This window comes from Streptomyces sp. NPDC048248 (assembly GCF_043201875.1).
GTDB lineage: Bacteria > Actinomycetota > Actinomycetes > Streptomycetales > Streptomycetaceae > Streptomyces.
Map to the genome: position 1 here is coordinate 316,833 of NZ_JBICZL010000004.1, position 26,168 is coordinate 343,000.

Annotated in this window: 26 protein-coding genes; 10 read left to right on the forward strand and 16 right to left on the reverse strand. The window is 72.3% G+C overall.

Going from position 1 to position 26,168, the window contains the following annotated elements:
- Positions 1-365: 365 nt before the first annotated feature.
- Entirely contained in the window at positions 366-1,013 is a 648-nt protein-coding gene (locus tag ACGFZW_RS10255) for a TetR family transcriptional regulator (RefSeq protein WP_393892622.1), read from the forward strand.
- 239 nt (positions 1,014-1,252) lie between these two features.
- Here the strand turns inward: ACGFZW_RS10255 and ACGFZW_RS10260 are convergent, their stop codons facing one another.
- Positions 1,253-1,723 (reverse strand): nitroreductase family deazaflavin-dependent oxidoreductase, encoded by a 471-nt coding sequence (locus ACGFZW_RS10260; RefSeq protein WP_393892623.1) that lies wholly within the window; start codon positions 1,721-1,723, stop codon positions 1,253-1,255.
- On the reverse strand, positions 1,723-3,000 hold the full coding sequence (locus ACGFZW_RS10265; RefSeq protein WP_393892624.1) for an acyl-CoA dehydrogenase family protein: 1,278 nt from the start codon (positions 2,998-3,000) through the stop codon (positions 1,723-1,725). The genes ACGFZW_RS10260 and ACGFZW_RS10265 overlap by 1 nt, the downstream gene beginning before the upstream one ends.
- A gap of 233 nt (positions 3,001-3,233) precedes the next feature.
- Here ACGFZW_RS10265 and ACGFZW_RS10270 point away from each other — a divergent pair, with 233 nt between their 5' ends.
- Together ACGFZW_RS10270 and ACGFZW_RS10275 are read left to right on the forward strand one after the other, a co-directional pair.
- The gene (locus ACGFZW_RS10270; protein ID WP_393892625.1) at positions 3,234-4,418 is read left to right on the forward strand and encodes an acetyl-CoA acetyltransferase; all 1,185 of its coding nucleotides are present in this window, start codon (positions 3,234-3,236) and stop codon (positions 4,416-4,418) included.
- Between the two features lie 128 nt (positions 4,419-4,546).
- On the forward strand, positions 4,547-4,846 hold the full coding sequence (locus tag ACGFZW_RS10275; protein WP_393892626.1) for a DUF6506 family protein: 300 nt from the start codon (positions 4,547-4,549) through the stop codon (positions 4,844-4,846).
- Between the two features lie 51 nt (positions 4,847-4,897).
- Here the strand turns inward: ACGFZW_RS10275 and ACGFZW_RS10280 are convergent, their stop codons facing one another.
- Positions 4,898-6,058, reverse strand: a complete 1,161-nt coding sequence (locus ACGFZW_RS10280) for a macrolide family glycosyltransferase (RefSeq protein WP_393892838.1) — start codon at positions 6,056-6,058, stop codon at positions 4,898-4,900.
- A gap of 516 nt (positions 6,059-6,574) precedes the next feature.
- Positions 6,575-7,369 carry a VOC family protein gene (locus tag ACGFZW_RS10285; protein ID WP_393892627.1) on the reverse strand — a complete coding sequence of 265 codons (795 nt, stop codon included), beginning with the start codon at positions 7,367-7,369 and terminating at the stop codon, positions 6,575-6,577.
- 324 nt (positions 7,370-7,693) lie between these two features.
- Here ACGFZW_RS10285 and ACGFZW_RS10290 point away from each other — a divergent pair, with 324 nt between their 5' ends.
- Together ACGFZW_RS10290 and ACGFZW_RS10295 are read left to right on the forward strand one after the other, a co-directional pair.
- A complete protein-coding gene (locus ACGFZW_RS10290; protein WP_393892628.1) occupies positions 7,694-9,052 on the forward strand; it encodes an FAD-dependent monooxygenase in 1,359 nt (452 codons plus the stop codon).
- Position 9,053: 1 nt separating this feature from the next.
- On the forward strand, positions 9,054-9,791 hold the full coding sequence (locus ACGFZW_RS10295; RefSeq protein WP_393892629.1) for a pyridoxal 5'-phosphate synthase: 738 nt from the start codon (positions 9,054-9,056) through the stop codon (positions 9,789-9,791).
- A 15-nt stretch (positions 9,792-9,806) separates the two neighbouring features.
- On the opposite strand, the gene ACGFZW_RS10300 is transcribed toward ACGFZW_RS10295, so the two are convergent.
- The 3 genes from ACGFZW_RS10300 to ACGFZW_RS10310 form a co-directional block, all read right to left on the reverse strand.
- The gene (locus tag ACGFZW_RS10300) at positions 9,807-10,295 is read right to left on the reverse strand and encodes a GNAT family N-acetyltransferase (RefSeq protein WP_393892630.1); all 489 of its coding nucleotides are present in this window, start codon (positions 10,293-10,295) and stop codon (positions 9,807-9,809) included.
- Between the two features lie 143 nt (positions 10,296-10,438).
- Positions 10,439-10,918: a Zn-ribbon domain-containing OB-fold protein gene (locus tag ACGFZW_RS10305; protein ID WP_393892631.1), complete on the reverse strand. Its 480-nt coding sequence runs from the start codon at positions 10,916-10,918 to the stop codon at positions 10,439-10,441.
- Positions 10,915-11,364, reverse strand: coding sequence for a DoxX family membrane protein (locus ACGFZW_RS10310; RefSeq protein WP_393892632.1), 450 nt, complete (start codon positions 11,362-11,364; stop codon positions 10,915-10,917). The genes ACGFZW_RS10305 and ACGFZW_RS10310 overlap by 4 nt, the downstream gene beginning before the upstream one ends.
- A gap of 419 nt (positions 11,365-11,783) precedes the next feature.
- On the opposite strand from ACGFZW_RS10310, the gene ACGFZW_RS10315 reads away from it, so the two are divergent.
- The gene (locus tag ACGFZW_RS10315) at positions 11,784-14,039 is read left to right on the forward strand and encodes an acetate--CoA ligase family protein (protein WP_393892633.1); all 2,256 of its coding nucleotides are present in this window, start codon (positions 11,784-11,786) and stop codon (positions 14,037-14,039) included.
- A 168-nt stretch (positions 14,040-14,207) separates the two neighbouring features.
- A complete protein-coding gene (locus ACGFZW_RS10320; protein WP_393892634.1) occupies positions 14,208-15,035 on the forward strand; it encodes an enoyl-CoA hydratase/isomerase family protein in 828 nt (275 codons plus the stop codon).
- Positions 15,036-15,118: 83 nt separating this feature from the next.
- Here ACGFZW_RS10320 and ACGFZW_RS10325 read toward each other — a convergent pair whose 3' ends face one another.
- The 3 genes from ACGFZW_RS10325 to ACGFZW_RS10335 all read right to left on the reverse strand — a co-directional run bounded on the left by ACGFZW_RS10325 (position 15,119) and on the right by ACGFZW_RS10335 (position 16,908).
- Complete coding sequence (locus tag ACGFZW_RS10325; protein ID WP_393892635.1) at positions 15,119-15,403, reverse strand: hypothetical protein; 285 nt, start codon at positions 15,401-15,403, stop codon at positions 15,119-15,121.
- Between the two features lie 192 nt (positions 15,404-15,595).
- Positions 15,596-16,327 carry a hypothetical protein gene (locus tag ACGFZW_RS10330; RefSeq protein ID WP_393892636.1) on the reverse strand — a complete coding sequence of 244 codons (732 nt, stop codon included), beginning with the start codon at positions 16,325-16,327 and terminating at the stop codon, positions 15,596-15,598.
- The gene (locus ACGFZW_RS10335) at positions 16,324-16,908 is read right to left on the reverse strand and encodes an RNA polymerase sigma factor (protein WP_393892637.1); all 585 of its coding nucleotides are present in this window, start codon (positions 16,906-16,908) and stop codon (positions 16,324-16,326) included. The genes ACGFZW_RS10330 and ACGFZW_RS10335 overlap by 4 nt, the downstream gene beginning before the upstream one ends.
- 267 nt (positions 16,909-17,175) lie before the next feature.
- Here ACGFZW_RS10335 and ACGFZW_RS10340 point away from each other — a divergent pair, with 267 nt between their 5' ends.
- Positions 17,176-17,790 carry a flavin reductase family protein gene (locus ACGFZW_RS10340; protein WP_393892839.1) on the forward strand — a complete coding sequence of 205 codons (615 nt, stop codon included), beginning with the start codon at positions 17,176-17,178 and terminating at the stop codon, positions 17,788-17,790.
- Between the two features lie 59 nt (positions 17,791-17,849).
- On the opposite strand, the gene ACGFZW_RS10345 is transcribed toward ACGFZW_RS10340, so the two are convergent.
- Positions 17,850-19,163 (reverse strand): MFS transporter, encoded by a 1,314-nt coding sequence (locus ACGFZW_RS10345; RefSeq protein WP_393892840.1) that lies wholly within the window; start codon positions 19,161-19,163, stop codon positions 17,850-17,852.
- 272 nt (positions 19,164-19,435) lie between these two features.
- Here ACGFZW_RS10345 and tsaA point away from each other — a divergent pair, with 272 nt between their 5' ends.
- The gene (gene tsaA / locus ACGFZW_RS10350) at positions 19,436-19,852 is read left to right on the forward strand and encodes a tRNA (N6-threonylcarbamoyladenosine(37)-N6)-methyltransferase TrmO (RefSeq protein ID WP_393892638.1); all 417 of its coding nucleotides are present in this window, start codon (positions 19,436-19,438) and stop codon (positions 19,850-19,852) included.
- A gap of 58 nt (positions 19,853-19,910) precedes the next feature.
- Here tsaA and ACGFZW_RS10355 read toward each other — a convergent pair whose 3' ends face one another.
- The 3 genes from ACGFZW_RS10355 to ACGFZW_RS10365 form a co-directional block, all read right to left on the reverse strand.
- Complete coding sequence (locus ACGFZW_RS10355) at positions 19,911-20,981, reverse strand: Zn-dependent alcohol dehydrogenase (protein WP_393892639.1); 1,071 nt, start codon at positions 20,979-20,981, stop codon at positions 19,911-19,913.
- The gene (locus ACGFZW_RS10360; RefSeq protein WP_393892640.1) at positions 20,981-22,168 is read right to left on the reverse strand and encodes an acyl-CoA dehydrogenase family protein; all 1,188 of its coding nucleotides are present in this window, start codon (positions 22,166-22,168) and stop codon (positions 20,981-20,983) included. The genes ACGFZW_RS10355 and ACGFZW_RS10360 overlap by 1 nt, the downstream gene beginning before the upstream one ends.
- Before the next feature lie 109 nt (positions 22,169-22,277).
- Positions 22,278-23,192 carry an SDR family oxidoreductase gene (locus ACGFZW_RS10365; protein ID WP_393892641.1) on the reverse strand — a complete coding sequence of 305 codons (915 nt, stop codon included), beginning with the start codon at positions 23,190-23,192 and terminating at the stop codon, positions 22,278-22,280.
- 97 nt (positions 23,193-23,289) lie between these two features.
- Between ACGFZW_RS10365 and ACGFZW_RS10370 the strand changes: the two genes are divergently transcribed.
- Positions 23,290-24,216 (forward strand): cyclase family protein, encoded by a 927-nt coding sequence (locus tag ACGFZW_RS10370; protein WP_393892642.1) that lies wholly within the window; start codon positions 23,290-23,292, stop codon positions 24,214-24,216.
- Positions 24,217-24,264: 48 nt separating this feature from the next.
- Here ACGFZW_RS10370 and ACGFZW_RS10375 read toward each other — a convergent pair whose 3' ends face one another.
- Positions 24,265-24,738 (reverse strand): ATP-binding protein, encoded by a 474-nt coding sequence (locus ACGFZW_RS10375; RefSeq protein ID WP_393892643.1) that lies wholly within the window; start codon positions 24,736-24,738, stop codon positions 24,265-24,267.
- A 470-nt stretch (positions 24,739-25,208) separates the two neighbouring features.
- The gene (locus tag ACGFZW_RS10380) at positions 25,209-26,168 is read right to left on the reverse strand and encodes an acyl-CoA dehydrogenase family protein (RefSeq protein ID WP_393892841.1); all 960 of its coding nucleotides are present in this window, start codon (positions 26,166-26,168) and stop codon (positions 25,209-25,211) included.

Below are 26,168 nucleotides of genomic sequence, written 5' to 3' on the forward strand. Positions count from 1 at the left end.
CCAGGCGCCCTGCCTGGCGAATTGTTCGCACATACGATCGATAAAGGGATGGTGCGACGCCCAACGAGCCCCATGCGGCACACACTTGCCGCGCGGGCGGCGCGAGGAACCGCGCCTTACGCACAGAGGTTTTCCACAGCCTGTTGATAAGATCATTCACCGGTTCGGGTCAATCGCCGCCCACCGCTCTTCGGCGGCCCGTCACGCACGCACGGCGCAACCCGCCGAGAGGCCGCCCCTCGCCGGTACGGCGGCCCTCGGGCCCGCCATCGGCGCGGCAACGAAAACGGAGCGTCGTGAACTGCCGCATCCCCATTTGCAGGCAGCCAAATCGCGCTCCGATCACCCCTCGGTAAGCTGACGGCATGACAGGACAAGTGCGAACCGTCGACGGCAGAGTTGCCGGCCGCCGCGGGCAGGCAACGCGGCAAAAGCTGCTCGACTGCCTCAGCGAAATGCTCAGTTCATCGCCGTATCGGGACGTCAAGGTCATCGATGTGGCCCGAAAGGCGGGCACTTCACCCGCTACGTTCTATCAGTACTTCCCGGACGTGGAGGGCGCCGTCCTCGAAATCGCCGAGGAGATGGCCAAAGAAGGCGCAACTCTGACCGATCTCGTCGCCGGCCGCTCCTGGGTGGGCAAGTCCGGTTGGCAGACGGCGGAGGAGCTCGTCGACGGCTTCCTCTCCTTCTGGCGCAAGCACGACGCGATTTTGCGCGTCGTGGACCTGGGCGCTGCCGAGGGCGACAAGCGGTTCTACAAGATCCGCCTGAAGATCCTCAACGCCGTCAACAACTCCCTTGCGGAGTCCATCCGGGAGCTCCAGAGCAGGAACAAGGTCGACAAGGACGTGAGCCCGGCGGCCATGGCCGGCTCGATCGTCGCGATGCTCGCGGCGGTTGCCGGACACCAGAAGGGCTTCCAGAGCTGGGGCGTCAAGCAGGCGGAGCTCAAGCCGAACCTGGCGCTGCTGGTGCACCTCGGCGTCACCGGCAAGAAGCCGACGAAGTAACGAGCCACGCCATCGTGTTCACCCGGCGTGCCCCGACATCCCGGCCCGACCGGGACAGTTCGCGATCCGTCCTGTATCCGTCCTGCCATAGCCGCACAGCTGCACACACAGCGGGTGCCGTCAGGCCCCTCAGGGGTTCGAACGGCACCCGCTGCGCGTGCGCCCGCGCCGCTGTGGCGCCCCCGGCAGCGAGCTGACCGCCAGGCACGACCGGCGCGACGCGGCATCACCGCGCAAGCTCAGCACCGCTCCAGCCGGAACAGCCGGATCTCCCGCTCGACCCGCGCCTGATAGGCCGCGTACGGCGGCCAGAACGCCAGCGCCGCGCGCCAGGCCCGCTCCCGCTCCTCCCCGGTGAGCAGCCGCGCCCGTACCGCGATGTCCGCGCCGCGCCAACTCACCTCTGCGTCAGGGTGCTTGAGGAGATTGCCCGTCCAGGCGGGGTGTCCGGGCCGCCCGAAATTGCTGCCGATGAGCAGCCAGCTGCCGCCTTCCTCGGGCATGCACGCGAGTGGCGTACGCCGCGGCTGCCCACTCCTGGCGCCGGTCGCGGTCAGAATCACCCCGGGCAGCAGTCGCGCGCTGAGCAGGACCTTGCCCCGGGTCAACCGGTGCACCGCACGGTCCAGCGCGGGAATGACATGTGGCGCGATCCGCGCGAACGTACGCGTGGAAGAGACCTTCTGCACCATCCTCAGTCCGGGCGGCATCAGGCACCGACCGCCTCTCGCGCCCCGGGTGTGAACAGCCCGGCCTGCTCCGCGGCGTGCGCCCGGAGCCGGTGTACGGGGCCCAGCAGCAGTTCGTCGCAGGCCGCCCGCTTGAAGGTGAGATGCGCGTCGTGCTCCCAGGTGAAGCCGATGCCGCCGTGCAGTTGCACCGCCTCCGCCGCCACCGTCCGCAGCGCCTCCAGCGCCTGCGCGAGCGCCAGACCGCACACGCCCGGCTCGGCGGCGCGGCGGGCCCCGGCGTGTGGGTCGCCACCCACCGTCCAGGCCGCGTAGTACGCCGCGGAGCGTGCCGCCTGCACCGTGACGTACAGGTCGGCGAGCCGGTGCTGAATCGCCTGGAAGGACCCGATGGGCCGGCCGAACTGCTCGCGCGCCTGGACGTGGGCGACGGTGCGGGCCAGCGCGGCGTCGGCCGCACCGACCGCCTCGGCGGCCAGCACGGCGGCAGCCACCGCGCCCGTCGCCGCGAGCGCGGAGGCCACCGCAGCCCCGTCGCCTCCGATCTCCCCCAGCAACTCGGCCGGTACGTCACGGAGTTCCACCCTGGCCTGGCTCCGTGTCTCGTCCATCACGGTCTGCCGGGTCCGCAGCAGGCCGGACACCTCGGCGGGCGGAGCTACGGCGGCGTCCTGACCCGAAGCCCCGCCTTCCGTCCGTACGAGGAAGAGCAGCGTGCGGCCCCGCGCGAATCCGCCCGTGTGCGCGGCCACCACAAGTACGCCGGCGGTATGGCCGTCCAGGACCTGTCCGGCCTCCCCGTACAGCCGCCAGACTCCGTCGTCGACCCGCGCCTGTATTCCGCCGGACCGGCCGCCGCCCGCCCAGTCACCGTCGTTGGCCCCGATCAGCGCGAGCGCGGTCGTCAGCTGCCCGCCCGGCACGACCAGCGTCCCGGTCAGCTGCCCGGCGGCGATGGCGGGCAGCAGTTCGGTGCGCTGCCTGGCGGTGCCCAGCGACAGGATCAGCGGAGCGGCCAGCGCCGCGGTCGCGACCAGCGGCGACGGCAGCAGCGCGCGGCCGGTCTCCTCGCCGGCCAGGGCGAGTTCGGTGGGACCGCACCCCACGCCTCCGTATGCGGCGGGCAGCGCAAGGCCGGGCAGCCCGAGGTCGTGGGCGAGCCGGCGCCACAGCGCCTCGTCGTGGCCCGGTGGGGTGCGCACCGCGGCCTTGGTCTCGTCAGGACCGCAGTGCTTGTGCAGCAGCTCGCGCAGCGTGCGGCGGATCTCGTCCTGCTCCTCGGTGAACGCGGCATCCATCGGCGGGCTCCTCCCGGCCGTGCGACAAGGCCCGCCAGCGCGAACGGGCTCGGTGCGTGGCATCCGGTAGCACGACACCGCGACACACGTTCGCCATAACTGACGGGCCGTCATAGTAAGGATCCGCTGTGCACTTTCCTAGGCGCGCGGCCCGGCGGAAGCAGATCACGGAGGCCCCGAGCCCGGGAGTGCGACCTCTGCCCGGCCCATCTGATCTGATGTACCGTCAGATAATGCCTTCAGGGAGCCCTGCCGGGAATCGCAAGGTCGCCGTCGCCGGAGTCGCCCTGTCCGACTGCGGACGCGTGGACGACGCCACCCCCTACGCCCTGCACGCCCAGGCCGCCCGCCGCGCGCTCGCCGACTCCGGCCTGGACCGGTCGGTGATCGACGGATTCGCCTCGGCCGGTCTCGGGACCCTGGCGCCCGTCGAAGTCGCCGAATACCTGGGCCTCGCCCCCACCTGGGTCGACTCGACATCGGTCGGCGGCTCCACCTGGGAAGTCATGGCCGCGCACGCCGCCGACGCGATCGCCGCCGGCCACACGAAGGCCGTCCTCCTCGTCTACGGCTCCACGGCCCGCGCCGACATCAAAGCCGGGCGACGTACCTCGAACCTCTCGTTCGGGGCCCGCGGCCCCCTCCAGTTCGAGGTCCCCCATGGGCACACCCTGATCGCCAAATACGCCATGGCCGCCCGCCGCCACATGCACCAATACGGCACCACGCTGGAACAGTTGGCGCAGATCGCCGTTCAGGCACGGACCAACGCGGCAGCCAACCCGGACGCCATGTACCGCACGCCGATCACCGTCGACGACGTCCTGTCCGGCCCGATGATCGCCGACCCGTTCACCAAGCTGCACTGCTGCATCCGCTCCGACGGCGGCTGCGCGGTCCTGCTCGTCGCGGAGGACCTCGTCGCCGACCTCGCCAAACCTCCGGTATGGGTACTCGGCACCGGCACGGCGGTCTCCCACACCACCATGTCCCAGTGGGCGGACTTCACGGTCTCGCCCGCGGCGGTATCCGGCCGCCTCGCCTTCCAGCGCGCCGGTGTCCGCCCTACGGAGATCGACCTCGCCGAGCTCTACGACGCCTTCACCTACATGACCCTGGTGACGCTGGAAGACCTCGGCTTCTGCGCCAAGGGCGAGGGCGGGGCGTTCGTGGAGAAGGGCCGGCTGCTACGGGACGGCGCGCTGCCCGTCAACACCGACGGCGGCGGCCTGGCCGCCTGCCACCCCGGCATGCGCGGCCTGTTCCTCCTGGTCGAGGCGGTGCGCCAACTCCGGGGCGAGGCGGGCGACGGCCGACAGGTCCACCGGCCCGACGGCCGCCTGCCCCAACTGGCCGTCGCCTCCGGCACCGGCGGCTGGTTCTGCTCGTCGGGAACGGTGGTGCTGGGGCGGGACTAGGGCGTGCGGACACGCCCCAGGTCCCCCGGCCATGAGGCGTGGATCACTCGCGGGTCGTCGTCGATCCGGTACGGCCCACGCACCGTTCTGCTTGGCTGGTGGCTTCGACGAGCACAGGGGGTTGGCACATGGCACTCACGCACTGGGGATTCATCTACACAGCGGCCGGCAGCGCCGCGGGCGGCGATGTCAGCACCGTGGACACGGGCGAGTGCCGCACCGTGCTCGTCGGGGTGGCGAAGCCCGAGGAGGCCGTCGAGGTCGCCCGCCGGCTGGTGGCCGAGGGCGCGCAACTGATCGAGCTGTGCGGCGGGTTCGGGCCGGTGTGGGCAGGGCGCATCATCGAGGCGATCGACGGCGCGGTCCCCGTGGGGACGGTGGGCTACGGGCCGGAAGCGGTCGATCAGGTGCACGCGATCTTCTCCTGACCGCATACCGCCCGCGCGTCGCCCCGGCCCACCCGGCCACTGCCCGCCGGGCTAGAGCCTCCCGATCCGCTCCTCGATGAGGTCCGCGGCCCGGCTCGCACCGCCCTCGGCGCGGGCCTCGGCGCGGAGTTCGGCCGAGCGCGCGGCGACGCGTTCGTCCGTGGTGAGTTCCGTCAGGGCCGTACGCAGGGCCTCCGCCGTGGCATCCGCCGTGTCGATACGCCGGGCGACACCCACCTCGACCAGCCGGTCGGCATTGAGGAACTGTTCGGCACCCTGCGGCACGGCGATCATCGGCACCCCGGCGTACAGTCCCTCGCTGCTGCCTCCCATGCCCGCATGCGTCACGAACGCGTCGGCCTGCTCCAGGATCGCCAACTGCGGTACCCAGGAGTGCACTTCGATGTTCGCCGGCACCTCCCCCAGCTCCGCCGGATCGGTGTGCTTGCCGATCTGCAGCACCACATGCCAGCCGGGGAGCTCCCCGAAGGCGGCCACGCAACTGCGGTAGAACTCCGGCTGCCGCGTGTACGCCGACCCCAGGGACACCAGCAGCACCTTCTCGGCCCCGGCGGGCCGCGTCCAGGCACCCTGTTGCTCCCGCGCCCGGTCACCGAAGCACGGCCCGACGAACGTCACGGCTTCGTCATTCACCCGGTCCGCATGCGGCTGCATGGCCCGCGGGATCATCGCCAGCGCCCTCCGCGGTCGGCCGGAGAACGCGTCCACGTCCGTGGTGAGCGCACCGCACTCCGCCAGCCACGCCGCGAACCGCGCGCGGTAGACGTCGGCCCCCGGCAGCCCGGCGAAGGCCGCGGCGATCTCTTCCTGGGCGCCTTCCCAGCCCACAAAGGTCGGCGACAGCTGGACGACGTCCCTGCCCTGGGCCTCGGCCAGGGCACGGGCGGCGTAGGCCCCGATGTCGTAGAGGTACACGTCGGCGGGGTCGTCGTCGTACACGGCGCGCAGTTGCGGCAGCATCGCCATCGCGTCGTCGAGGAAGAGCGATGACGCGGCGATCGGGTCCTGCGGCCAGTTGTTGTCGGCCACCGGGAGCGTGGTGGTGAGAGGGACGAACTCGGCGCCGGTGGAAGCGATCAGCTCGGCCGCGTGGTCGCTGTTGGCGTACGTCACGCGATGACCGCGGGCCACCAGCTCCCGGATGATGCCGAGGCCGGGCAGCACATGGCTGACCATCGGCGCGCCGATCATGGCGATATGGGCCGCCGGCCGGTGGGAGTCGCCGATGCCCTGGCGGGCCTGGCGGGTGGCGGCGCTGTGCGCCTGGTGGACGTCGTGGGCAGGGCGAATACGACGCATCATGGGATGTCCTTCGGTACAGAGCTACGGCGGATGAGGACGACAGGCCCGGACCGAGCGGCACCATGGCGACGACGACGGCTCAGCCGGTCGCGCGCAGGGCGCAGGTGGGTACGGGCGGCGGGGCGGCAAGAGCGCCCTCGGGCGTCTCAGCCGTAGATCTGGAGAAACTTCATACGGGAAGAGTAGACGCGGGCCGCGGCTCGGGCGAAGGGATTTTTTCCGGCCGGGCTGCCGCCCTCCGCCCGCCGTCGCTCGCCCTGCCCGGGCGCTCTCCGCCGGCGCCCCGCCCTCTCCCCGGCTGCTCCCCGACCGCCTCTTGGGCTGCCTCTTCGGCCGTCCCGCCGGCCCGCCGCCGTGTGCCACTGCCGACGCCAACCTGCCCGACAGTCGCCGTGCGCGCCCCTGTTACTCGCCTTCCCCCACCGCCCGTACGGCGGGCGGACGGGTGATGACACCGAAAGCCGTGCCGAAGGGGTCGGTGATATCGGCCATCCGCCCGTACGGTGCGTCCGTCGGCTCCGACGCCGTGCCGCCGGCGGCGACCGCGCGCTCGGCCGCCTCGTCCGTTCCGTCGACCTCGAACGTCGTCCGCCATCGGGACGCCGCAGCCCCCGGGTCGCCGAAGACACCGCCGATCTCGTGACCGTCCGGCCGTCGCAGGAAGGTGAAATCGAAGTCCGGGAGGTCCTTGTTGCCGTCCAGGGTGAAGTCGAAGGTGTCCGCGTAGAAGCGACGGGCGGGCTCGGGGTCAGGCGTGGCCAGGTCGTTGCGGACCAGCGTGCCGGGCTCGTTGACGAATTCGCAGCCCGCGAGGGCACGTCCCTGCCACAGGCCGAAGCGGGCGCCCACCGGGTCCTCGACGACGGCCGTGCGGCACAACGCGCCGACGTCCTGCGGCTGTTGGAGCACCGAGCCGCCGCGGGCCGTGATGCGTTCGGCCGCGGCGTCGCAGTCCTCCGCCGCGACGTACATGTGCCACCACGACTCGCCGTCGGGGTCCGCGGCCGACCGGGGCCGGAACGCCGCCACCCGCCGTCCGCGCAGCAGACACATGGTGAACGGCCCGGTCGCCGAGGAGCGCTCCTCGTACGTCCAGCCGAACAGTGCGCCGTAGAACGCCTTCGCCCGTTCGAGGTCGGCCACCCCGAGATCGATCCAGGTGGGCGTGCCGTACGGCTGGTTGGTGGTGACCTCACTCATCGGACGCTCCTCGGTGTGATGGGTTCCGCGCAGGCACAGGCCACGCTAGAGAGCATCGAGGACAGCGCCAGTCCTCGATCGCCTCGATTCCGGTGCCGCCCGATCCACACAAGCGATCCATACAAGCAATCTATACAAGCGTCATAGACAACTGTGTGAGACGGTTGTACAGTCAGGCATCGGCCGGTCAGCGCGAGCGCTCCGGCCGGGAAGCGGCCGACCGCCCCGCATCGCGCGCGTCCGTCCGCGGCGCGAGCCCCCGACGGGCGCCACCACAGACGCCCCATCCCACCCAGGCGGGCCACGACCGAAGGGAACACCGCCATGTCCGGAACCGGTTCACCCCTGCGCACCCCTCAGACCGTGCTGATTTCCGGCGCCGGCATCGCCGGGCCCGCTCTCGCCCACTGGCTGCACCACCACGGCTTCGCCGTGACCGTCGTCGAACGCGCCCCCGAGCTGCGGACCGGCGGATACAAGGTGGACATCCGCGGCGTGGCCATCGACGTCGTCGAGCGGATGGGCCTCTTGCCCGACATCCGGCGCGCCGGGACGGACATGCGGACCGGCGCCTACGTGAACGACGACGGCGAGCGCATCGCGACCCTCCCCGCCGACATCTTCGGCGCCCGGGTCGGCCGCGACGACGAAATCATGCGCGGCGAGCTGGCGCGCCTCCTGCACGACCGCACGAAGGGGGACGTCGAGTACCTCTTCGGCGACTCGATCACCTCACTGACCGAGCAGCCCGACGGCGGCGCCGGCGCCGAAGGCCGGGCAGGCGGGCAGGGCTGCGTGGAGGTCACCTTCGAACGCCACGCGCCTCGCCGCTTCGATCTCGTCGTGGGAGCGGACGGCATGCACTCGACGGTGCGGCGGCTGGCCTTCGGGCCGGAGGAGTCGTTCGTACGCCACTTGGGGGCGTACATTTCGGCCTTCTCCATGCCCAACGAACTCGGCCTGGACCGCGAGGAGTTGTACCACCTGATCCCCGGCAGGATGGTGTGCGCCTACAGCTCGGCCGGGGACCCGGAGGCCAAGGGCCTGCTCGCCTTCCGCTCACCGCGCCTGTCGTACGACCACCGGGACCGCGCAGAGCACGTCGCTTTGCTGGAGGCCGCGTTCGCCGGGGACGGCTGGCAGGTGCCGCGGATGCTGGAAGCGGCGCGCGAGGCGCCCGACCTCTACTTCGACGCCATGAGCCTGATCGAGATGGACAGCTGGTCGCGCGGGCGGGTGGTGCTGCTCGGCGACGCCGCGCACTGCGCGTCACCGGCCTCGGGCCAGGGGACGGGGATCGCGCTGGTCGGCGCGTACGTCCTGGCCGGGGAGCTGGCGGCGTCCGGCGGCGATCCTGCGGTGGCCTTCGAGCGGTACGAGACGGCTATGCGCGGCTATGTCGCGGTCAATCACGCGCTGGCGCGGAAGTACGCGAAGGAGATGACCGTGGAGTCCCGGTGGCAGATCCGGCTTCGGCATCTGATGCTGCGGATGCTGCCGCACATGCCGTGGAAGAAGCTGATCGCGAAGAAGATCGCCGGAGAGGTGCAGCGGGCCGCGCACGCCATCACGCTCAAGGACCATCCGGCACGGCCGGCTGTGTCGCCCTCCGCGGCGACGCCGGCACCGGCTACCGCGCCGGCCTCCGCTTCGGCGCCGGGCGGCCCGCCGTACGCTGCCTGACATGGCCGATCTTCCCGCGCACCAGGACACGCCGGACGACGGCGCCCCCGCAGGCGCCGCCGACCGCCACACCGACGATGCCGCCTCCCGCGCGTTCCGCGACCTGCTGCGCGGGCTGCGGGTCTGGGAGAACGAGTTGCCGGCGTTCGACCCGGCCCGTGCCCCCGCCGAACCCCTGGCGCTCTTTCGCCAGTGGCTGCGGGAGGCCGCGGAGGCGGGGGTTCCCGAGCCGCACACGATGACGCTGGCGACGGCCGACGCGGCCGGCGACCCGTCCGTGCGGACCCTCATGCTGCACGACGCCGACGAGCAGGGCTGGCACTTCGCCTCCCACCGCGGCAGCCGCAAGGGCCGTGAACTCGCCGCCCGGCCGCGTGCCGCCCTCGGCTTCTACTGGCCGGCGGTGGGACGCCAGGTACGCGTACGGGGCACGGTCACCGCGGCGGGCCCGGAGGAGAGCGCGGCCGATCTGCACCGTCGGTCGACGGGGGCGCTGGCCGCGGCGCTCGTCGGACACCAGAGTGAGGTGCTCCCCTCCACCGAGGAGCTGGAGCGGGCCTCGGCCGCCGCCTGGGACCGCGCCCGGAGGGAGCCGGACGCACCCGTCCCGAGCTGGACGCTCTACGTCCTGCACCCCGAAGAGGTCGAGTTCTTCCAGGGAGACGCACAACGGCGCCACATCCGCCTCAACTACGCCCGCGAGCAGGGTGGTTGGCGGCAGGACTTGCTGTGGCCGTGAGCGGCGGCGCGCGCCTCAGAGTTGCTGGTACATGATGTGCAGCCCCACGTAACCCTTGGTGGGGTGCCGGAAGCCTTCCGAGAGGGTGCCCACGATCTCGAAACCGAGGGACTTCCACAGGGCGACGGCGCCGGCGTTGGTCTCCACGACCGCGTTGAACTGCATGGCGCGGTAGCCCTCGGCGCGCGCCCAGGCCAGTGTGTGTTCCCCCAGCGCCCGCCCGACGCCGCGCCCGCCGTACTGCGGATCGACCATGAAGCTGGCGCTGGCGATGTGCGAGGCGCGGCCCATGTGATTGGGGTTCATCTTGGCCGTACCCAAGACCGTGCCCGACTCGCCCACGGCGACGACCGTACGACCCGGCGGCTGGAGCATCCACATGTCGCGGGCGGTCGGCTCATCGAGGTCCTGCGGGTACGTGTAGGTCTCCCCGGCGGCCACGATGGTGTGGAGGAAGGGCCAGATGGCGGGCCAGTCGGCCGCGGTCGCTTCACGGATCAGCACCACCCCAGCATGCCGCGCGCACGAACGGCACGCCAACGCCATTTCGCCCCGTCCGGTCCCGGGGCTCGGGCCCGGAGGCCAGAGCTGGGCCGGCTCGTCGTTCGCGTCGCTCGGACTCGCTCGGCTCCCTCGGGGAACGGGCCCTACGCGGGCCGGAAGACGGGAATCACCGGCCCGCCCCGGCCCGCGGTCCCGCCTTTGTCCGCCGCATCGCCGCCGCCGTCCGGCACCGCCCCCTCCGCACGGAACGCCACCACGAGCGGCATGCCGATCCGCAGGTCCGCCTCCGGACAGTCGATGATCTCCGTCATCATCCGGGGGCCCTCCGCGAGGTCGACCACGGCAGCCACGTAGGGGACCCGGTCGCCGAAGGGCGGCAGGTCGTTACGGTGCACCACGGACCAGGTGTAGAGGGTGGCGCGCCCCCCGGCCGCTTCCCAGGTGACGTCCTCGCTCCAGCAGAACGGACAGAACTCGCGCGGGTAGTGGTGTGCGGCCCCGCACCCTCGGGCGCGGCACCGGCGCAACAGCAACCGCCCTTCAGCCGCGGCGTCCCAGTACAGCCGGGTGAAGGCATCCGCCTCCGGCAGATCGAACCGTGCCGCACTTCCCGCCCCGCTCACAGGAAGGTCCCCACCGCGGCATCGAGCGACCAGACCTGCCAGCTCATCGCGAAGAGGGCAACCAGGGAGATCAGCGCCATCATCGCGTTCTGCCCCTGCTCCGCCCAGTCGTGGATCATCAGCACCAGGTAGGTCAGATTGAGCAGCAGACCGGCGATCAGCGCGACCGGCGTGAGGAAGCCCAGCACGAGGCCGAGCCCCAGGGCGAGTTCCGCGTAGGCGACGACATACGCCATCACTTGGGGACGCGGACGTACGACCTTGTCGAAGCCGCCCCGGACGACACTCCAGCGGTGCTTGCCCGCCACGTCCGCAGCCCAGGCGATGCCCTTGCCCTGGAACCAGTCCTTCTTGTCCTTGTGCCGCCAGCTCTCCAGCCACCACAGGCCGAGACCGATACGGAGCACGGCCTGCCATTCGGCTCCGTCGAGCCAGATCGTTTGCATCCCGCACGCCCTTCCCGCTGCCTCACCCGAGTCCGTGCACCGCATGTCACGCCCCTTGACCACGACGCCCGCCGCCCAGCCGATGCGGGCTCGCGTTCGCGGTGCGCATTTCTGACGGTCCGTCAGTTGAACCGAAGGTCGCCGCACCGCGCAAGGGGGCGAGCGCGACAACCCGCACGCCCGCCGCGCGGCCGCGTCGCCGCCCGAGCCCAACCGCTCCACCCAGGGCGCCGACACCCCCGTCCGGAGGCGCCACTCCGCCGAAAGAAACCCGATCGGCCCCGGCCCGGGGGTTCGAGCACCCGCCCATCGCGGGAAGCTTTACCGTGCAGCCCCATTCCTGACGTGCCGTCAGTTCAGTAATCTGACTATGCGTCAGGTCAGTAATGAGAGCCGTCACACAGGAGCGGGCGTCTGCGATGCTTGGATCGACTCACGGCACCCTCACCACGCACTCCCGGCCGGCCCGCGTCGTGGCCTGTGGGGAGCAACCACCACACACCGTCCATGGCGTGCGGGATCCGATCGGCGCCAGCGGCGGGCAGGCCGACGAAGCGGTCGACCTCGACGTCAGCGGCCGCCCGCTGCACGCCGCGGTGCCCGACCTGGACCGCTTCTTCCGGCCCGGTTCGGTGGCGGTGATCGGCGCCTCCGACAGCGAAGGCCGCCCCAACGCCGGCATCACCCGGCAGCTGATCGACTGGGCCGAGCGCGTCGGCGCCCGGCTCCACCCCGTCAACCCGGGCCGTTCCCACGTCTTCGGCCTGCCCTGCCACGCCGCCGTCGGCGATTTGCCCGAACCGGTCGATCTGGGCGTGGTGCTGGTCGCCGACCCCGTGCCGGTCATCGAGCAACTCGCCGAGGCCAAGGTGAAGTTCGCGGTCGCCTTCGCCTCCGGCTTCGCCGAGACGGGTGCGGACGGCGCGGCGGCCCAGGCCCGGCTGACCGAGGCCGTCGAGCGCTCCGGGCTGCGGCTGCTCGGCCCGAACACCAACCTCAACGCCTTCGAGAAGTTCCGCGACGACCTGGACGGGCCGGCCATCGCGCTGATCACCCAGTCCGGGCACCAGGGCCGCCCGGTCTTCACCCTCCAGGAACTCGGCATCCGCCTCTCCCACTGGGCCCCGACCGGCAACGAGGCCGATCTGGAGACCGCCGACTTCCTCTCCTACTTCGCCTCCCGCCCCGAGGTCGGCGCCATCGCCGCGTATGTGGAAGGACTCAAGGACGGCCGCAGCTTTCTGCTCGCCGCCGACCGCGCGGCCCGCAACAAGGTGCCGGTCGTCGCCGTGAAGGTCGGCCGTACCGAGACCGGCGCGCGCACCGCCGCCTCACACACCGGAAAGCTCACCGGCGCGGACGGGGTGGTGGACGCCGCGATGCGGCAGTTCGGCGTGATCCGGGTGGACGGCCTCGATGAACTCCAGGACACCGCGGCGCTGCTGGCCCGCGCCAAGAAGCCCACCGCCGAGGGCGTCGCGGTCTATTCGATCTCGGGCGGCACCGGTGCGCACTTCGCCGACCTGGCCACCGCCGCGGGCCTGCGGCTGCCGACCCTCGCGGACGCCAAGCAGAGCGAGCTGCACCAGTGGATACCGGACTATCTGCACGTCGCCAATCCCATCGACAACGGCGGGCACCCGGTCGGCGACTGGCGAGGGCGCAAGATCATCGACGCGATCCTCGCCGACCCGTCCATCGGTGTACTGATCTGCCCGATCACCGGGCCCTTCCCGCCCATGAGCGACAAGCTCGCGAGGGACCTGGTGGAGGCGGCGGAGCAGACCGACAAGCTGGTGTGTGTGGTGTGGGGCTCGCCGGTCGGCACCGAGGACGCCTACCGCACCACCCTCCTCGGCTCCTCGCGGGTGGCGACCTTCCGCACCTTCGGCAACTGCATCACCGCCGTCCGCGCCTATCTCGACCACCACCGCTTCACCGCCGGCTACCGCTCCCCCTTCGACGACGCCCCGCGCGTGCCGTCGCCCTCCGCCCGCAAGGCGCAGGCGCTGATCCGTCCCGGCCGGCAGCTCAGTGAGCACGCGGGCAAGCAGCTGTTGCGCGCCTACGGCATCCGCGTCCCCCGCGAACAGCTGGTGACCAGCGCCGCCGCAGCCGTACGGGCGGCGAGCCTGGTCGGCTATCCGGTGGTCATGAAGGCATCGGGCCCGCAGCTGGGGCACAAGAGCGAACTCGGGCTCGTGAAGATCGCGCTGACCTCCGCCAGCCAGGTCCGCGACGCCTATCGCGAACTCACCGACATCGCCCGCTACGAGGACATCCCGCTGGACGGCGTCCTGGTCTGCCAGATGGTCGAACCCGGTGTCGAGATGGTCGTGGGCGTCACCCACGACAGCCTCTTCGGTCCGACGGTGACGGTCGGCCTCGGCGGGGTGCTCGTGGAAGTCCTGCGCGATGTCGCGGTGGGGGTGCCACCCTTCGGGGAGGACCACGCCCGCGCGATGCTCGGCGAACTGCGCGGCCACGCCCTCCTGGAAGGCGTACGCGGAGCCCCGCCCGCGGATGTCGACGCGCTCGTCGAAGTCGTGCTGCGCGTGCAGCGCATGGCACTCGAACTGAGCGACGACCTGGCGGAGCTGGACATCAACCCGCTGGTCGTCCTGCCGCGCGGGCAGGGCGCCGTGGCACTCGACGCGCTCGCCGTCTGCCACTGAGCGCTGGGGCGACACGGAAGCCCAGACCTCGGCCACCGCACACGCACCGGCGACCGCAGAAGCACCGCCCGCACCGCCCGCGCCGCCCCCACTGCCGACCGAGCACAGCCCCGCAGCGCCCGTCCCCACCGCACACTCCCCGACCGCACGATCTGGAGCCGCTCCCCCATGTCACCCTCCCCCGAAGACTCCGGCCGCACCGATCCCGCCCACTCATGGGTACTCCACGCCACTGACAACGGCGTCTCGTGGATCACGCTCAACCGGCCCGCCGCGATGAACGCCGTCACCCGGGACCAGCGCGAACGCATCATCGACCTGCTCGCCGACGCCTCGGCCGACCCGGACGTACGAGCCGTCGTCATCACCGCGACCGGCAAGGGATTCTGTGCCGGGGCGGACCTGCGCGGATCGCCCTCGACCGGCGACCGCGTGCCCGGCGATGTCGCCCGGATGATCCGCCGCGGCGCCCAGCGCTTCATCGCCGCCGTGCAGGACTGCGAGAAGCCCGTCATCGCCGCCGTCAACGGCACCGCGGCCGGGCTCGGCGCGCATCTCGCGTTCGCCTGCGATCTGGTGCTCGCCGCGGAATCGGCGCGTTTCGTCGAGGTGTTCGTACGGCGTGGGCTGGTGCCGGACGGCGGCGGGGCCTACCTCCTGCCGCGGCTGATCGGCCCGCAGCGCGCCAAGGAGCTGATGTTCTTCGGGGACGCGCTGCCGGCAGCCGAGGCGGAACGACTGGGGCTGGTCAACCGGGCCGTCCCGGACGGCGAGTTGGCGAAGACCGCGCGGGAGTGGGCGGAGCGGCTCGCGGCCGGCCCGACCCGGGCGCTGGCCCTCACCAAACAGCTGGTCAACGCGTCGCTCGACGCCGACCGGGAGGCGGCCTTCGCCGCCGAGGCCACCGCCCAGGAGATCAACATGACCACTGCGGACGCGCAGGAGGGCGTGGCGTCCTTCGTCGAACGCCGCACTCCGACGTACCGGGGACGGTAGGCGGAGGGCATACGAGCCCGGGACGGACGGCCGGAAGCGGAGGGGCGACGCGCCGGGAAGCCGGACGGGCGACGGCAACCCTCTCAGCCACCAACGCCTTCGCTCCCGCGCCCACCGCCGCCTTCGCTCACGACCTGGCCTCCCCGACCGCGGGCAGCCTCGCGTCCTTGGGCGCGGTCTGCCTCCACGCCCCGGTCCGCGTCCGACGGTGGTGTGGGCGGGCGTTCGGCCCGGTGCGTGCCGGCCACCCGCGCCTCCCCGTGGCCCGTGGGCACCGGGCTGCCCGTGGCCGTGCCCGCGAGCATCAGCAGCCCGGCCGCGAGGATGCCGGCCCGGACGGCGCCGCCGAGCCTGTCAGTTGACTTCATCGTCGACTCCCGTGTCCGCCGGCCCCGGACCGGAGCCGTTCACCCGGAACACGGACAACGCCCCGACCCCATATGACACAACCCGGGGTGACCTGCGTCACGTTCCGCAGCGGGCCGGCGAACGGGGCGCGCCATCGAACGAAGCCCCACCGGCTCCTCCCGCACCGCGCCCGTCCGCACCGCTCGCCGCGATCACTTCTCCTCGGCGCCGCAGACCGGCACCTCACGGGTGTTGCGTGTCCGCACCCCTGGCAGCCAGCCCGTCACACCCTCGGCGCTACGCACCCGGTACCAGCGCGTGGACGTCACGCCCGCCTCGTCACGGACCAGACGCCCGTCGGTGATCACACACCGGGCGGCCAGCACATCGCCGTGCCAGACGCGGCCGGCGGCGTTGTCCCGCCCCGCGTACTCGGCGTACGGATCCCTGGCCAGACGCAGCGCGCACTCCAGGGTGCGGGTCGCGCGGCAGGCGGACTCGCTGTTGTGGACGGTGAGCGGCACCGTCGGGCCGGTGGCGGCCGGTCGGGGTGCGACGGTGCCCGCGCTCACCAGCCACCACACGCCCAGCGCCACGGCGGCCACCGTCGCCGCGACGGTGAGCGCGATGACGTACGGGTGACGGCGGGGCAGTGCGACCACCACGGGCGCCGTCGCCTGCCCGCCCGGCTCCTTGATGCGGGCCCACAGCCCCGGCGGCATCTCGATCTGCTCGTCGGCGCTGCGCAACCGCGCGCGCAGCATCGCCTCGGCGTCCTCCCCCAAACCGTCCCCCTGGCCCCCGCCGGAGCCCTGGCCACCCCCGCCGTGCACGCCGCCGGCGCCCCCGAGGCCGTTGTCCGCCTCCGGGTCGCCCTCGGGCCCGTTCGCGCCGCCCTTCGCCTCGCCGCCGTACCTCGGCCCCGCGCCCACCGTGTCGCTCACCTCCCCGCCCGTCCGTGCTCCGATTCAACGAGGTAGGCGCGCAGCCTGTCCAACGCGCGGGCGCGATGCCGGGCGGCCGTACCGCGGTGCACCTTCATGATCTTCGCGGCTTGGTCGATGGTGTACCCGTCGAGGTCCACGAGGATGACGATTCCGGCCTGGCGGTGCGACAACCGGCCCAGTAACCGGACGACTTCGAGCTCGGCGTGCCGCCGGCCCACGCCACCGTCCCAGCCGCCCTGCGCCCCGCCGAGCCCGGCCCCCGCGCCGCCGGACACGCCGGCCTCCTCGACGCCTTCCCACGCGTCGAACAGCACCTGGCGCCGATCCTTGCGGTAGGCGTCGCGGGCGACGTTGAGCACGGCGGTGAAGGCGTAGGCGTACGGCTCCGGGTGGGCCAGGAAGCGCTGCGGGCGCGCGGCGAGTTTGAGGTACGCCTCATGCACCACATCCTCCGCGGACTGTCTCGAACCTGCCAGCATCACCGCCCGCCGGTAGAGCCGGGGCAACAGCCCGCAGAAGACCTCGTCGAAGGTGGGTGAGGCGGTGGACGAGGGTGACGACGGCGTCGCATCGGCCATGAACCGGAACTCTCCCCGTGCTTGGCTACGGGCGCGGCCGGGTTGGTAGCTACCCGTACGGATGGCAGCCAATCAGGAACCCGGCGGCCGCCCCCTCCCGATCGCCGCCCCTCACCCCCTGGGCACCCTCAAACCACCCCTGCGGGTGGCCGCGTCCGAGAGCCCTCCCGGGCCTCTCCTCCCCTCTTCGCTCCCTCCCCCGGCTCCCTTCCCTTCCCATCTGACGTTGCATCAGATTCAATGGAAAGCATGATGGGACATGCGGGAATGGCGGCCACGGCCGTGCGGTATCTGCGTTCGGTCGGCGCGCCGACCACGGCCGCCGCGACGTCGGCGGCCTCCACCGCCTCGCTGCCCCGGCCGGCGCTTCGTGCGGTCCGGGACGGCGAGCGGGCACCCGTGGACCCGGGCGAGTTCCGTGCGGTCCTCGGGCACTTCGCCAGCGGGGTCACGGTCATCACGGCGCCGGGCGAGGACGGGCCCGCGGGGTTCGCCTGCCAGTCCTTCGCCTCGCTCTCCCTCGACCCGCCCCTGGTGACGTTCATGGTGGCGCGTACGTCGAGCACCTGGCCGCGGATCGCCCGCGCCGGCGTCTTCTGCGTCAACGTCCTGGGGGCCGAACAGGGCGAGCTGTGCCGCGGGTTCGCGGTCAGCGGCGGTGACAAGTTCGCCGGCGTCCCGTACGTGGCCGCCCCGGTGACGGGGTCACCCCGGCTCACGGACGTCCCCGCCTGGGTCGACTGCGCGATCCAGGCGGTGCACACCGGTGGCGACCATCTCATCGTGGTCGGCCGCGTCGAGGCCCTCGGCTCGGATCCGGCCGCGGCGGAGGCCGGTCCACTCCTCTTCCACCGGGGCACCTTCGGCCGCTTCAGCGCCTGACCGGGCCCCCGGCCCACCCCGCGGACCGGCCGCCTGCCTTCCCGGGCGCTTCCGCGCGCCTACCGCGCGCCCTCCACCCGCCTCCGCCGGATGACCAGCGCCATCAGGGCGGCGGCGGCACACAGGGCGCCGGAGGCGAACCAGACCGGGTCATAGGTGCCGAAGGCGTCGCGCGCCAGACCGCCGACGAAGGCGATGGCGGCGGCACCCACCTGGTGGGCGGCCAGTACCCAGCCGAAGACGATCGCGCTGTCCTCGCCGTAGTACTCGCGGCACAGGGCGATGGTCGGCGGGACCGTCGCCACCCAGTCCAGGCCGTAGAAGACGATGAAGAAGAGCATCGGCGGACGGACGGAGTCCGCGAGCAGGAGCGGCAGGAACATCAGTGACACACCGCGCAGGCCGTAGTAGACGGCGAGCAGCCGGCGGGTGTCGAAGCGGTCGGTGAACCAGCCGGAGGCGATGGTGCCGGCGATGTCGAAGACACCGATCACCGCGAGCAGCGAGGCGGCCGCCGTCATCGGCATCCCGTGATCGTGCGCGGCCGGCACGAAGTGGGTCTTGACCAGGCCGTTCGTCGTGGCCCCGCAGATCGCGAAGGTGCCGGCGAGCAGCCAGAACGGGCCCGCGGAGGTCCCGCCCCCCGAACGGAACCTGGAAGGGAGGGCCGCCGAGGCGAGGGCCCGGACCGCGCGCCGGGCGGCGCCACGCTGCGGGGGCGGCTTCGGCACGAACTCCGTCGCCCCGTACGGCGCGAGGCCCACGTCCGCGGGGTGGTCCCGCAGCAGCAGCCACACCAGGGGGACGACGGCGACGGCCGCGAGGGAGACGGTCACGGCGGCCGGGCGCCAGTCGTGCCGGTCGACGATCCAGGACAGCGCCGGGAGGAAGACCAGCTGCCCGGAGGCGCCGCCCGCGGTGAGGATCCCGGTGACCAGACCGCGCCGCTCGGTGAACCAGCGGCCGGTGACCGTCGCGGCGAAGGCCAGTGCCATCGAACCGCTGCCCAGGCCGACCAGGACGCCCCAGTAGAGGACGAGTTGCCAGCTGCTGGTCATGAAGACGGTCAGCGCCGTGCCCGCCGCGATCACCGACAGGGCGGCGGCGACCACCCGCCGGATGCCGAAGCGGTCCATCAGGGCGGCGGCGAACGGCGCGGTGAGGCCGTACAGGGCGAGGTTCACCGAGACCGCGAACCCGATGGTGCCGCGCGACCAGTGGAATTCGGCGTGCAGCGGGTCGATGAGAAGGCCGGGGAGGGAGGCGAAGCCGGCCGCGCCGACGATCGTGAGGAAGGTGACGGCGGCCACCGCCCAGGCCCGGTGGGGACGCCGGCGGCGCGGCGCGAGGGCGCGCGGAGCGGCGTCGGGCACCGTTGCGTCGGGAGCCGTGACGTCGGAGGTCGCCGGTTCCGTCGAGCTCGCGACGGGCAGGGGCAGTTCGGGTGTCTGGGTCACCAGAGCAGCTTGGCCGCGCCGCCCGGCCGGAACGAGTGGCCGGAGGGCCACGGTTCGCCAGGATCGGGCCAGCAGTGGCCGGACGGGGCTCGGCGGGGACGATGGGACGGGCAGGGCGACAGGGACGACAGGTGCGAAGGGGTACCGGAGCGGCAGAGGGGGAGAGGAGCGAGAGAAGGGAGAGCGTGATGGACGAGCGAGAGTACGTTCTCCGGCCGATCGGGTGGGTCGAGTCCCCGTTGACGGACCGCGCCACCGCACCGAAGCAGGGCGACGAGGGCGCGCCCGATGCCTGGCTGGTGTTCGCGCCCGGCGTGCGCGAGGGCTTGCGCGATCTGCGGGTGGGCGCGGAGATCATCGTGCTGACCTGGCTCGATCGTGCGCATCGTGACGTCCTGGCGGTGCACCCGCGCGGGGAGGGACTGCGGCCGGAGACGGGGGTGTTCCTGACGCGCTCGCCCGACCGGCCGAACCCGGTCGGGCTGCACCGGGTGACGGTCGCGGCGATCGACGGCCTGCGGGTGCGCGTGCGGAATCTGGAAGCGCTGGACGCCACTCCCGTCATCGATGTGAAGCCCGTGCTCGACCCGGGGACCGAGCGATGAGGGTGCCCGGCGCGGCCGCAGGAGGCGCCGGACGGAATGCGGCCCCCGGGTGCTCCCGTCAGTCGAAGGTCAGCACCCCCCGTGCCACCCGGCCGTGGTGCGCGTCGTCCGCCGCCTTCGCGAAGTCCTCGACGGGGTAGGTCTCGGTCACCAACTCATCCAGCAGCAACCGGCCTTCGCGATACAGCCCGGCGTACAGCGCGATGTCACGCTGCGGTCGCGAGGAGCCGTAGCGGCAGCCCAGGATCGACTTGTCCAGATACATCGACGAGACCAGGAACGACGCCTCCGCGGTGGCCGGCGGCACGCCCAGCAGCACCGCCTGACCGTGCCGGTCGAGCAGATCGATCGCCTGCCGGATCAGCCGCGTGCTGCCCACGCACTCGAAGGCGTGGTCGGCTCCGGTCGGCAGGATCTCCCGGACCGCTCTGACGCTGTCCCCCACCGCGGACGCGTCGAGGAAGTGCGTCGCCCCGAACTGCCGCGCCATCGCCTCCTTCGCGGGGTTGGCGTCGACCGCGACGATCGTGGACGCCCCGGCGAGGCGTGCGCCCTGGAGCACATTGAGCCCGATGCCCCCGGTGCCGATCACCACGACCGAGTCGCCGCGGTCCACCTTCGCCCGGTTGAGCACCGCCCCGACGCCGGTCAGTACGCCGCAGCCGATGAGCGCCGCGGACGTCAGCGGTATGTCCGGGTCGATCTTCACCGCCTGCACGGCCTTGACAACGGTGCGCTCCGCGAACGCCGAGTTCGAGGCGAACTGGAACAGTTGCTTCTCTCCCCGGCGGAACAGCTTCCCCGGCATCCCGATCGCCTTCCGGCACATCGTCGGCCGCCCGCGGTCGCACTCCGCGCAGGCCCCGCAGTTCGCCAGGGTCGACAGCGCGACGTGGTCGCCGGGGACCACGTGGCCGACGCCAGGACCGATGGCCTCGACAACCCCCGCGCCCTCGTGCCCCAGCACCACCGGGACCGGAAAGGGGATCGTGCCGTCGACCACCGACAGATCGCTGTGGCAGAGCCCGGCCGCCCGGATGCCGACGAGCACCTCGCCGGGACCCGGGTCGCGCACCTCCAGATCGTCCACGACCCGGGGCTGCTCACCGTCGAAAATGACGCCTCTCATCACCGCTCCACTCTGGGCAGGCCGAGCACGCGCTCGGCGATGATGTTGCGCTGGATCTCGTCCGAGCCGCCGTAGAGGGTGTCGGCCCGGGTGAACAGGAACAGCCGCTGCATCGGGTCAAGCGCGTACGGCGCCTCGGCGGTCCAGTCCGCGGGCCCCAGCGCGGCGGCAGCCCCGCGCACCCGCATCGCCAGTTCCCCGAGGCGTTGGTGCCAGCCGCCCCACAGCAGTTTCGCCACACTGGGCGCTCCGGCGTCACCGGCCGCGCCCAGGGTCCGTAGCGCGTTCCACCGCATGACCTTCAACTCGGCCCACTGGTACACCAATTGATCGCGCAGCACCGGATCACGGACCGCCCCGGAGCGGATCGCGGTCTCGACGACCTCACCCAACTCGGCCGCGAATCCGATCTGCTGGACGAGGGTCGAGACGCCGCGCTCCCGTGCCAGCAGCCCCATGGCCACTCGCCAGCCGTTCCCCTCCGCGCCGACCACATGACCGGCCCGCGCCACGGCCCCGTCGAAGAACACCTCGTTGAACTCGGCCGTCCCCGACATCTGACGGATCGGCCGCACCTCGATCCGCCCCGGCTGGTCCATCGCCACCAGCAGGAAGGACAGGCCCCGGTGTCGCCGCTCGCGGGGATCGGTCCGCGCCAGGACGAAGCACCAGTCGGCCTCCGCGGCCAGCGACGTCCAGATCTTCTGCCCGGTGACCCGGTAGACGTCGCCGTCCCGGACCGCGACGGTCCGCACTCCGGCCAGGTCGGAGCCCGCGTCGGGCTCGCTGTACCCCTGGCACCACAGCTCCTCACCTCGCGCGACGGGCGGCAGGAAGCGTCGCTTCTGCGCGTCGTCCCCGTACGCGAGGAGGGTGGGTGCCAGCAGGTTCTCCCCGATGTGCCCCATCCGTCCCGGGGCGCGCGCCCTGGCGTACTCCTCCGCCCAGACGACCTGCTGCGTCAGCGTCGCCGTGCGATTGCCGTACGCCTCGCTCCAGCCGAGTCCGATCCAGCCGCCGGAGCCCAGCTCGCGTTCCCACTCCCGGCGCGCCCGCGGGGCCTCGTGCTCGCTGCCGGGCCCGCCGCGCCCCGCCGCATCGGCGTACGCGCCCACGAGGTGCTCGCACAGCCACCGCCTCGCCTCCCCCCGGAAAGCCTCATCCTCACTTGCGAACCCGAAGTCCACCTCGGCCTCCCGCCGTCGCTCGCGCTCCGCACGCGGCCCCCTCCTGTCGCGGCCCGGCACCGCGTCCGGCGGCCCAGGGCCACCGGCTCGACACGCGCCCGGACACGCCCTAGGCGTTGGGGCGCGCCTTCTCGGCGGCGGCCGCCGCCATCGCCGCGACCTGCGCGAGCATCGGCATCGGATCCGTACCGACCGATCCCGGCAGCACCTCACCGATCCGCTCCGGCGTCCAGCCGCCGTCCCCGGCGTACACCGAACGCAGCTCCCTCGGCTGTGCCCAGACCGCGATCTTCGGGCCCGCGACCGTGTAGACCTGCCCGGTGATGCCCTCTTCGCGGGCCCGCTCGCTCAGCAGATAGACGACGAGGGCCGCCACGTCCTCCGGCTCCCCGATCTCCGTCAGCTCCATCGGCACATTCGCCGACATCCGCGTACGGGCCACCGGCGCCACGGCGTTGGCCGTGACGCCGTACTTGTGCAGCCCCAGCGCCGCGCTGCGCACCAGGGAGATGATCCCGCCCTTGGCGGCCGAGTAGTTGGCCTGGGACACGCTGCCCTGGTGGTTTCCGCTGGTGAAGCCCAGCAGCGTGCCCGACCCCTGCCTGCGCATCACCGCGCTCGCCGCCTTGAAGACGGTGAAGGTGCCCTTCAGGTGGGTGGCGACGACGGGGTCCCACTCCTCCTCGGACATGTTGAACAGCATCCGCTCTCGCAGGATCCCCGCGACGCACACCACCCCGTCGATCCGGCCGTACTGCGCCAGCGCGGTGTCCACGATGCGTTGTCCGCCCGCCATGGTGGACACGTCGTCGGCGACCGCCGTCGCGATGTGCCCTGCCGCCTCGATCTCCTTCACCACGGATTCGGCGACCTCGCTGCTCGGTTCGCCGCCCTCGATCGAGACCCCGTAGTCGTTGACGACGACCTTCGCGCCCTGCTCCGCGCAGGCGAGGGCGACCGCCCGGCCGATGCCGCGCCCCGCCCCCGTCACGGCGATCACCTTGCCGGCCAAGAAGTTCCCCATGCCGCGCCCCTTCCCGCAGTTTCTGACGGACCGTTAGATTTTTGAGCAGACCCGGTCCGAACACAAGACCCGGGGCCGAACCCGCCGAGGAGGGCCCATGCCCCTGCCACAGGAGTTCCACGAGATCGCCGAGCGCGTGAACAATTGGGGGCGTTGGGGGCCGGAGGACGAGATCGGCACCCTCAACCTGATCACCGAGCAGGCCGTACGGGACGCCGTCGGCTGCGTCCGCACCGGCCGGCGCATCCCGCTCGCCCTGCCGCTGCGACAGGACGGCGTGCAGACCGGCATGATCCCGGGGCGGGTCAATCCGCTGCACACCATGACCGCCATCAACCAGGAGATCTTCGGCCCCGGCACCATCGCCACCTCGGACGACGCGGTCACCATGGGACTACAGGCCGCCACCCACTGGGACGGCCTCACCCACGTCTCGTACGCCGGCCGGCTCTACAACCACCGCCCGGCCGACTCCGTCACCGCGCACGCAGGCGCCACCCGCCTCGGCATGGAGAAGGCCACCCCGATCGCCTCCCGCGGCGTCCTCCTCGACGTGGCGCGCGCCCACGGCACCGACCGGCTTCCGGGCGGGTACGCCGTCACTCCCGAAGACCTGGACGCCGCCGAGGAGTTGGCGGACACCACGGTGCGGGCGGGCGACCTCGTCCTCGTCCGCACCGGACAGATACAGCACTACCTCGCCGGCGACCGCGAGGCGTACGCCTTCCCTTCCCCCGGCCTCTCGCTGCGCACCCCGGAGTGGTTCCACGCCCGCGATGTCGCGGCGGTCGCCAACGACACCCTGACCTTCGAGATCTTCCCGCCGGAGATCGAGAACCTGTGGCTGCCGGTGCACGCCCTCCACCTGGTCGAGATGGGCATGCTCCAGGGCCAGAACTGGAATCTGGAGCAGCTGTCCACGGCCTGCGCGGAGCGGGGCAGCGGCGCGTTCTTCCTGTGCGCGATGGCCGAACCGTTCGTGGGAGGCACCGGCACACCCGTCGCGCCCGTCGCCGTGCTGTGACCCGCCGGGCCGGAGGGCCCCTCCTCGCGTCCGGTCGGACTCCCGCCGTCAGGCGCGTCGCGTCATGACGCGCGGAGGCTCGTACGCCCCGAGATCCGCGCCCGCCGCCATCAACAGCGGCTGCCCCCGGTCGACCTCGCACCAGATCCGCTTGCCGGCGCCCTCCGGCTGCCAGCCCCAGCGGTCCGCGAGTCCGTCGACCAGTTCGAGGCCGCGACCGTTGGTCTCGTCACCGTCGGCGTGCCGCCGGCGTGGTGGCCGGGCACTGGCGTCGGCCACTTCGACGCGGACCGTCCCGACCACGGCGCCCGAGCCGGAGAAGCACATCCGCAGCTCAGCCGCGCAGCCGGTGTGCACCACGGCGTTCGTGACGAGCTCGGAGATCAACAGGATCAGCGTCTCCGCCAGTGGCTCGTCGGCTCCTATACCGGACCCCACGAGCCGCGACCGGGCCCACCGTCGGGCCCGCCCCACCTCCGCGGGGTCGGGCCGCACCTCCAACTGCACCTGAAGCACCTGCACCGCTCACACCATCCGAACCGGCGGAAACATCGCCTCGCGCCTCCACGGAGTCACGGTGCGTGACCCCGGCGAAGCACAGCATGGTTGACGTTGAGTCACCCCAACAAGCGCTTCGGGCATATTCCAACGCAAGGGAGTATGCGTGCTGCATACTGTGCGACGCGCTTCGCGGGGAGTCGAACACGGGGAAATACCGGGCCCCGGCCCGAAACGAGCGGTGTGCAGTCCGCATCCCGGAGCCGTCCTACCGACGGCACCGCGGTCGTTGCGCCACAGAACCACTCGCACCCGACGGAGCGTACCCGAGGCAGGGAGCGACTCCCCCCTGTGACGAGTCACGCCTAGGACACAACCCGATATCGACTGTCCGTGACCACTTATGTGTAGCGAGTCCGACATTTCGCACACAGGTTGCGTGAGTCTGACATGGCCGCTCATGGGGACCACCGCTCGCGGTCAGGGCCCGGTCGTCATGCCACGAGGCCCTCGGCGAGCAGCTGCTCCGCCTCGCGCGCCGTACCCCAGCTCTCGGCCCGCAGCCAGGCACGCTTGAGGTGCAGATGAACGTCCGCCTCCCAGGTGAAGCCCATCCCGCCGTGCACCTGGAGGCAGTCCCGGGCGTTGCGCACGGCGGCGTCGTCGGCGAGCAGCTTCGCCCCGGTGACCTCCAGCGCCTCTTGCGTCACCGCGGCCGCGTAGACCGCGCTCCTGGCGACTTCGGCGCGTACCAGCATCTGGGCGCACAGGTGTTTGACCGCCTGGAACGACCCGATCGCCGCGCCGAACTGCTCACGCTCCCGCGCGTACGCCACCGCCATCTCGACCGTGCGGGCGGCGCTGCCGAGTTGCTGGGCGGCGGCGAGCAGGGCGGCCTCCCGGCGCAGCCGCGCCGCGTCCAGCGGCAGCGGTGTGCCCTGCGGGCGGTCCGTGACGCGGGCGAGCGGCGTGAGGGGGTCGACGGACGCCAGCGCGGTCCGGCTCACGGCCGATGCGCTGCTGCGGTACGCCCCGCCGTCGCGGTCCGGGCCCGGCGGCCCGTCCACCAAGATCACCTCATCGCAGTCGCGCGGGTGCTCCCACAGCGCCGGGTCGGCCGCGGCGTCGCACAGCCCCACGATCCGCTCCCCGGTCGCGGCGCCGTCCACCGTCCCCGCCAGCAGCTGGCAGGCGGCCAGCGGCCCCGGCAGCAGCGCCCGCCCCGCCTCCTCGAGTACCAGCACCGCCTCCGGGAGGCCCAGGCCCACCCCGCCGGCCGCCTCGGGCAGCCGCAGGGCGAAGAAACCGGCGTCGCCCAGCTCGCGCCAGAGCGTCCGGTCCAGTGCGGGGTCGTCGACGGCGGCGCGCAGCCGGTCCCGGCCGAACCGGCCCGCCAGCAGCTCGCGGGTGCCGGCCCGCAACGCTTCTTGATCATCGGTGAGGTGGAAGTCCAC

What these genes read in the sequence shown, in the direction of transcription:
- ACGFZW_RS10255 (WP_393892622.1), top strand. Translation starts at nt 366, where the DNA reads ATGACAGGACAAGTGCGAACCGTCGACGGCAGAGTTGCCGGCCGCCGC.
- ACGFZW_RS10260 (WP_393892623.1), bottom strand. Translation starts at nt 1,723, where the DNA reads ATGCCGCCCGGACTGAGGATGGTGCAGAAGGTCTCTTCCACGCGTACG.
- ACGFZW_RS10265 (WP_393892624.1), bottom strand. Translation starts at nt 3,000, where the DNA reads ATGGATGCCGCGTTCACCGAGGAGCAGGACGAGATCCGCCGCACGCTG.
- ACGFZW_RS10270 (WP_393892625.1), top strand. Translation starts at nt 3,234, where the DNA reads ATGCCTTCAGGGAGCCCTGCCGGGAATCGCAAGGTCGCCGTCGCCGGA.
- ACGFZW_RS10275 (WP_393892626.1), top strand. Translation starts at nt 4,547, where the DNA reads ATGGCACTCACGCACTGGGGATTCATCTACACAGCGGCCGGCAGCGCC.
- ACGFZW_RS10280 (WP_393892838.1), bottom strand. Translation starts at nt 6,058, where the DNA reads ATGATCGGCGCGCCGATGGTCAGCCATGTGCTGCCCGGCCTCGGCATC.
- ACGFZW_RS10285 (WP_393892627.1), bottom strand. Translation starts at nt 7,369, where the DNA reads ATGAGTGAGGTCACCACCAACCAGCCGTACGGCACGCCCACCTGGATC.
- ACGFZW_RS10290 (WP_393892628.1), top strand. Translation starts at nt 7,694, where the DNA reads ATGTCCGGAACCGGTTCACCCCTGCGCACCCCTCAGACCGTGCTGATT.
- ACGFZW_RS10295 (WP_393892629.1), top strand. Translation starts at nt 9,054, where the DNA reads ATGGCCGATCTTCCCGCGCACCAGGACACGCCGGACGACGGCGCCCCC.
- ACGFZW_RS10310 (WP_393892632.1), bottom strand. Translation starts at nt 11,364, where the DNA reads ATGCAAACGATCTGGCTCGACGGAGCCGAATGGCAGGCCGTGCTCCGT.
- ACGFZW_RS10315 (WP_393892633.1), top strand. Translation starts at nt 11,784, where the DNA reads ATGCTTGGATCGACTCACGGCACCCTCACCACGCACTCCCGGCCGGCC.
- ACGFZW_RS10320 (WP_393892634.1), top strand. Translation starts at nt 14,208, where the DNA reads ATGTCACCCTCCCCCGAAGACTCCGGCCGCACCGATCCCGCCCACTCA.
- ACGFZW_RS10325 (WP_393892635.1), bottom strand. Translation starts at nt 15,403, where the DNA reads ATGAAGTCAACTGACAGGCTCGGCGGCGCCGTCCGGGCCGGCATCCTC.
- ACGFZW_RS10335 (WP_393892637.1), bottom strand. Translation starts at nt 16,908, where the DNA reads ATGGCCGATGCGACGCCGTCGTCACCCTCGTCCACCGCCTCACCCACC.
- ACGFZW_RS10340 (WP_393892839.1), top strand. Translation starts at nt 17,176, where the DNA reads ATGGCGGCCACGGCCGTGCGGTATCTGCGTTCGGTCGGCGCGCCGACC.
- tsaA (WP_393892638.1), top strand. Translation starts at nt 19,436, where the DNA reads ATGGACGAGCGAGAGTACGTTCTCCGGCCGATCGGGTGGGTCGAGTCC.
- ACGFZW_RS10355 (WP_393892639.1), bottom strand. Translation starts at nt 20,981, where the DNA reads ATGAGAGGCGTCATTTTCGACGGTGAGCAGCCCCGGGTCGTGGACGAT.
- ACGFZW_RS10365 (WP_393892641.1), bottom strand. Translation starts at nt 23,192, where the DNA reads ATGGGGAACTTCTTGGCCGGCAAGGTGATCGCCGTGACGGGGGCGGGG.
- ACGFZW_RS10370 (WP_393892642.1), top strand. Translation starts at nt 23,290, where the DNA reads ATGCCCCTGCCACAGGAGTTCCACGAGATCGCCGAGCGCGTGAACAAT.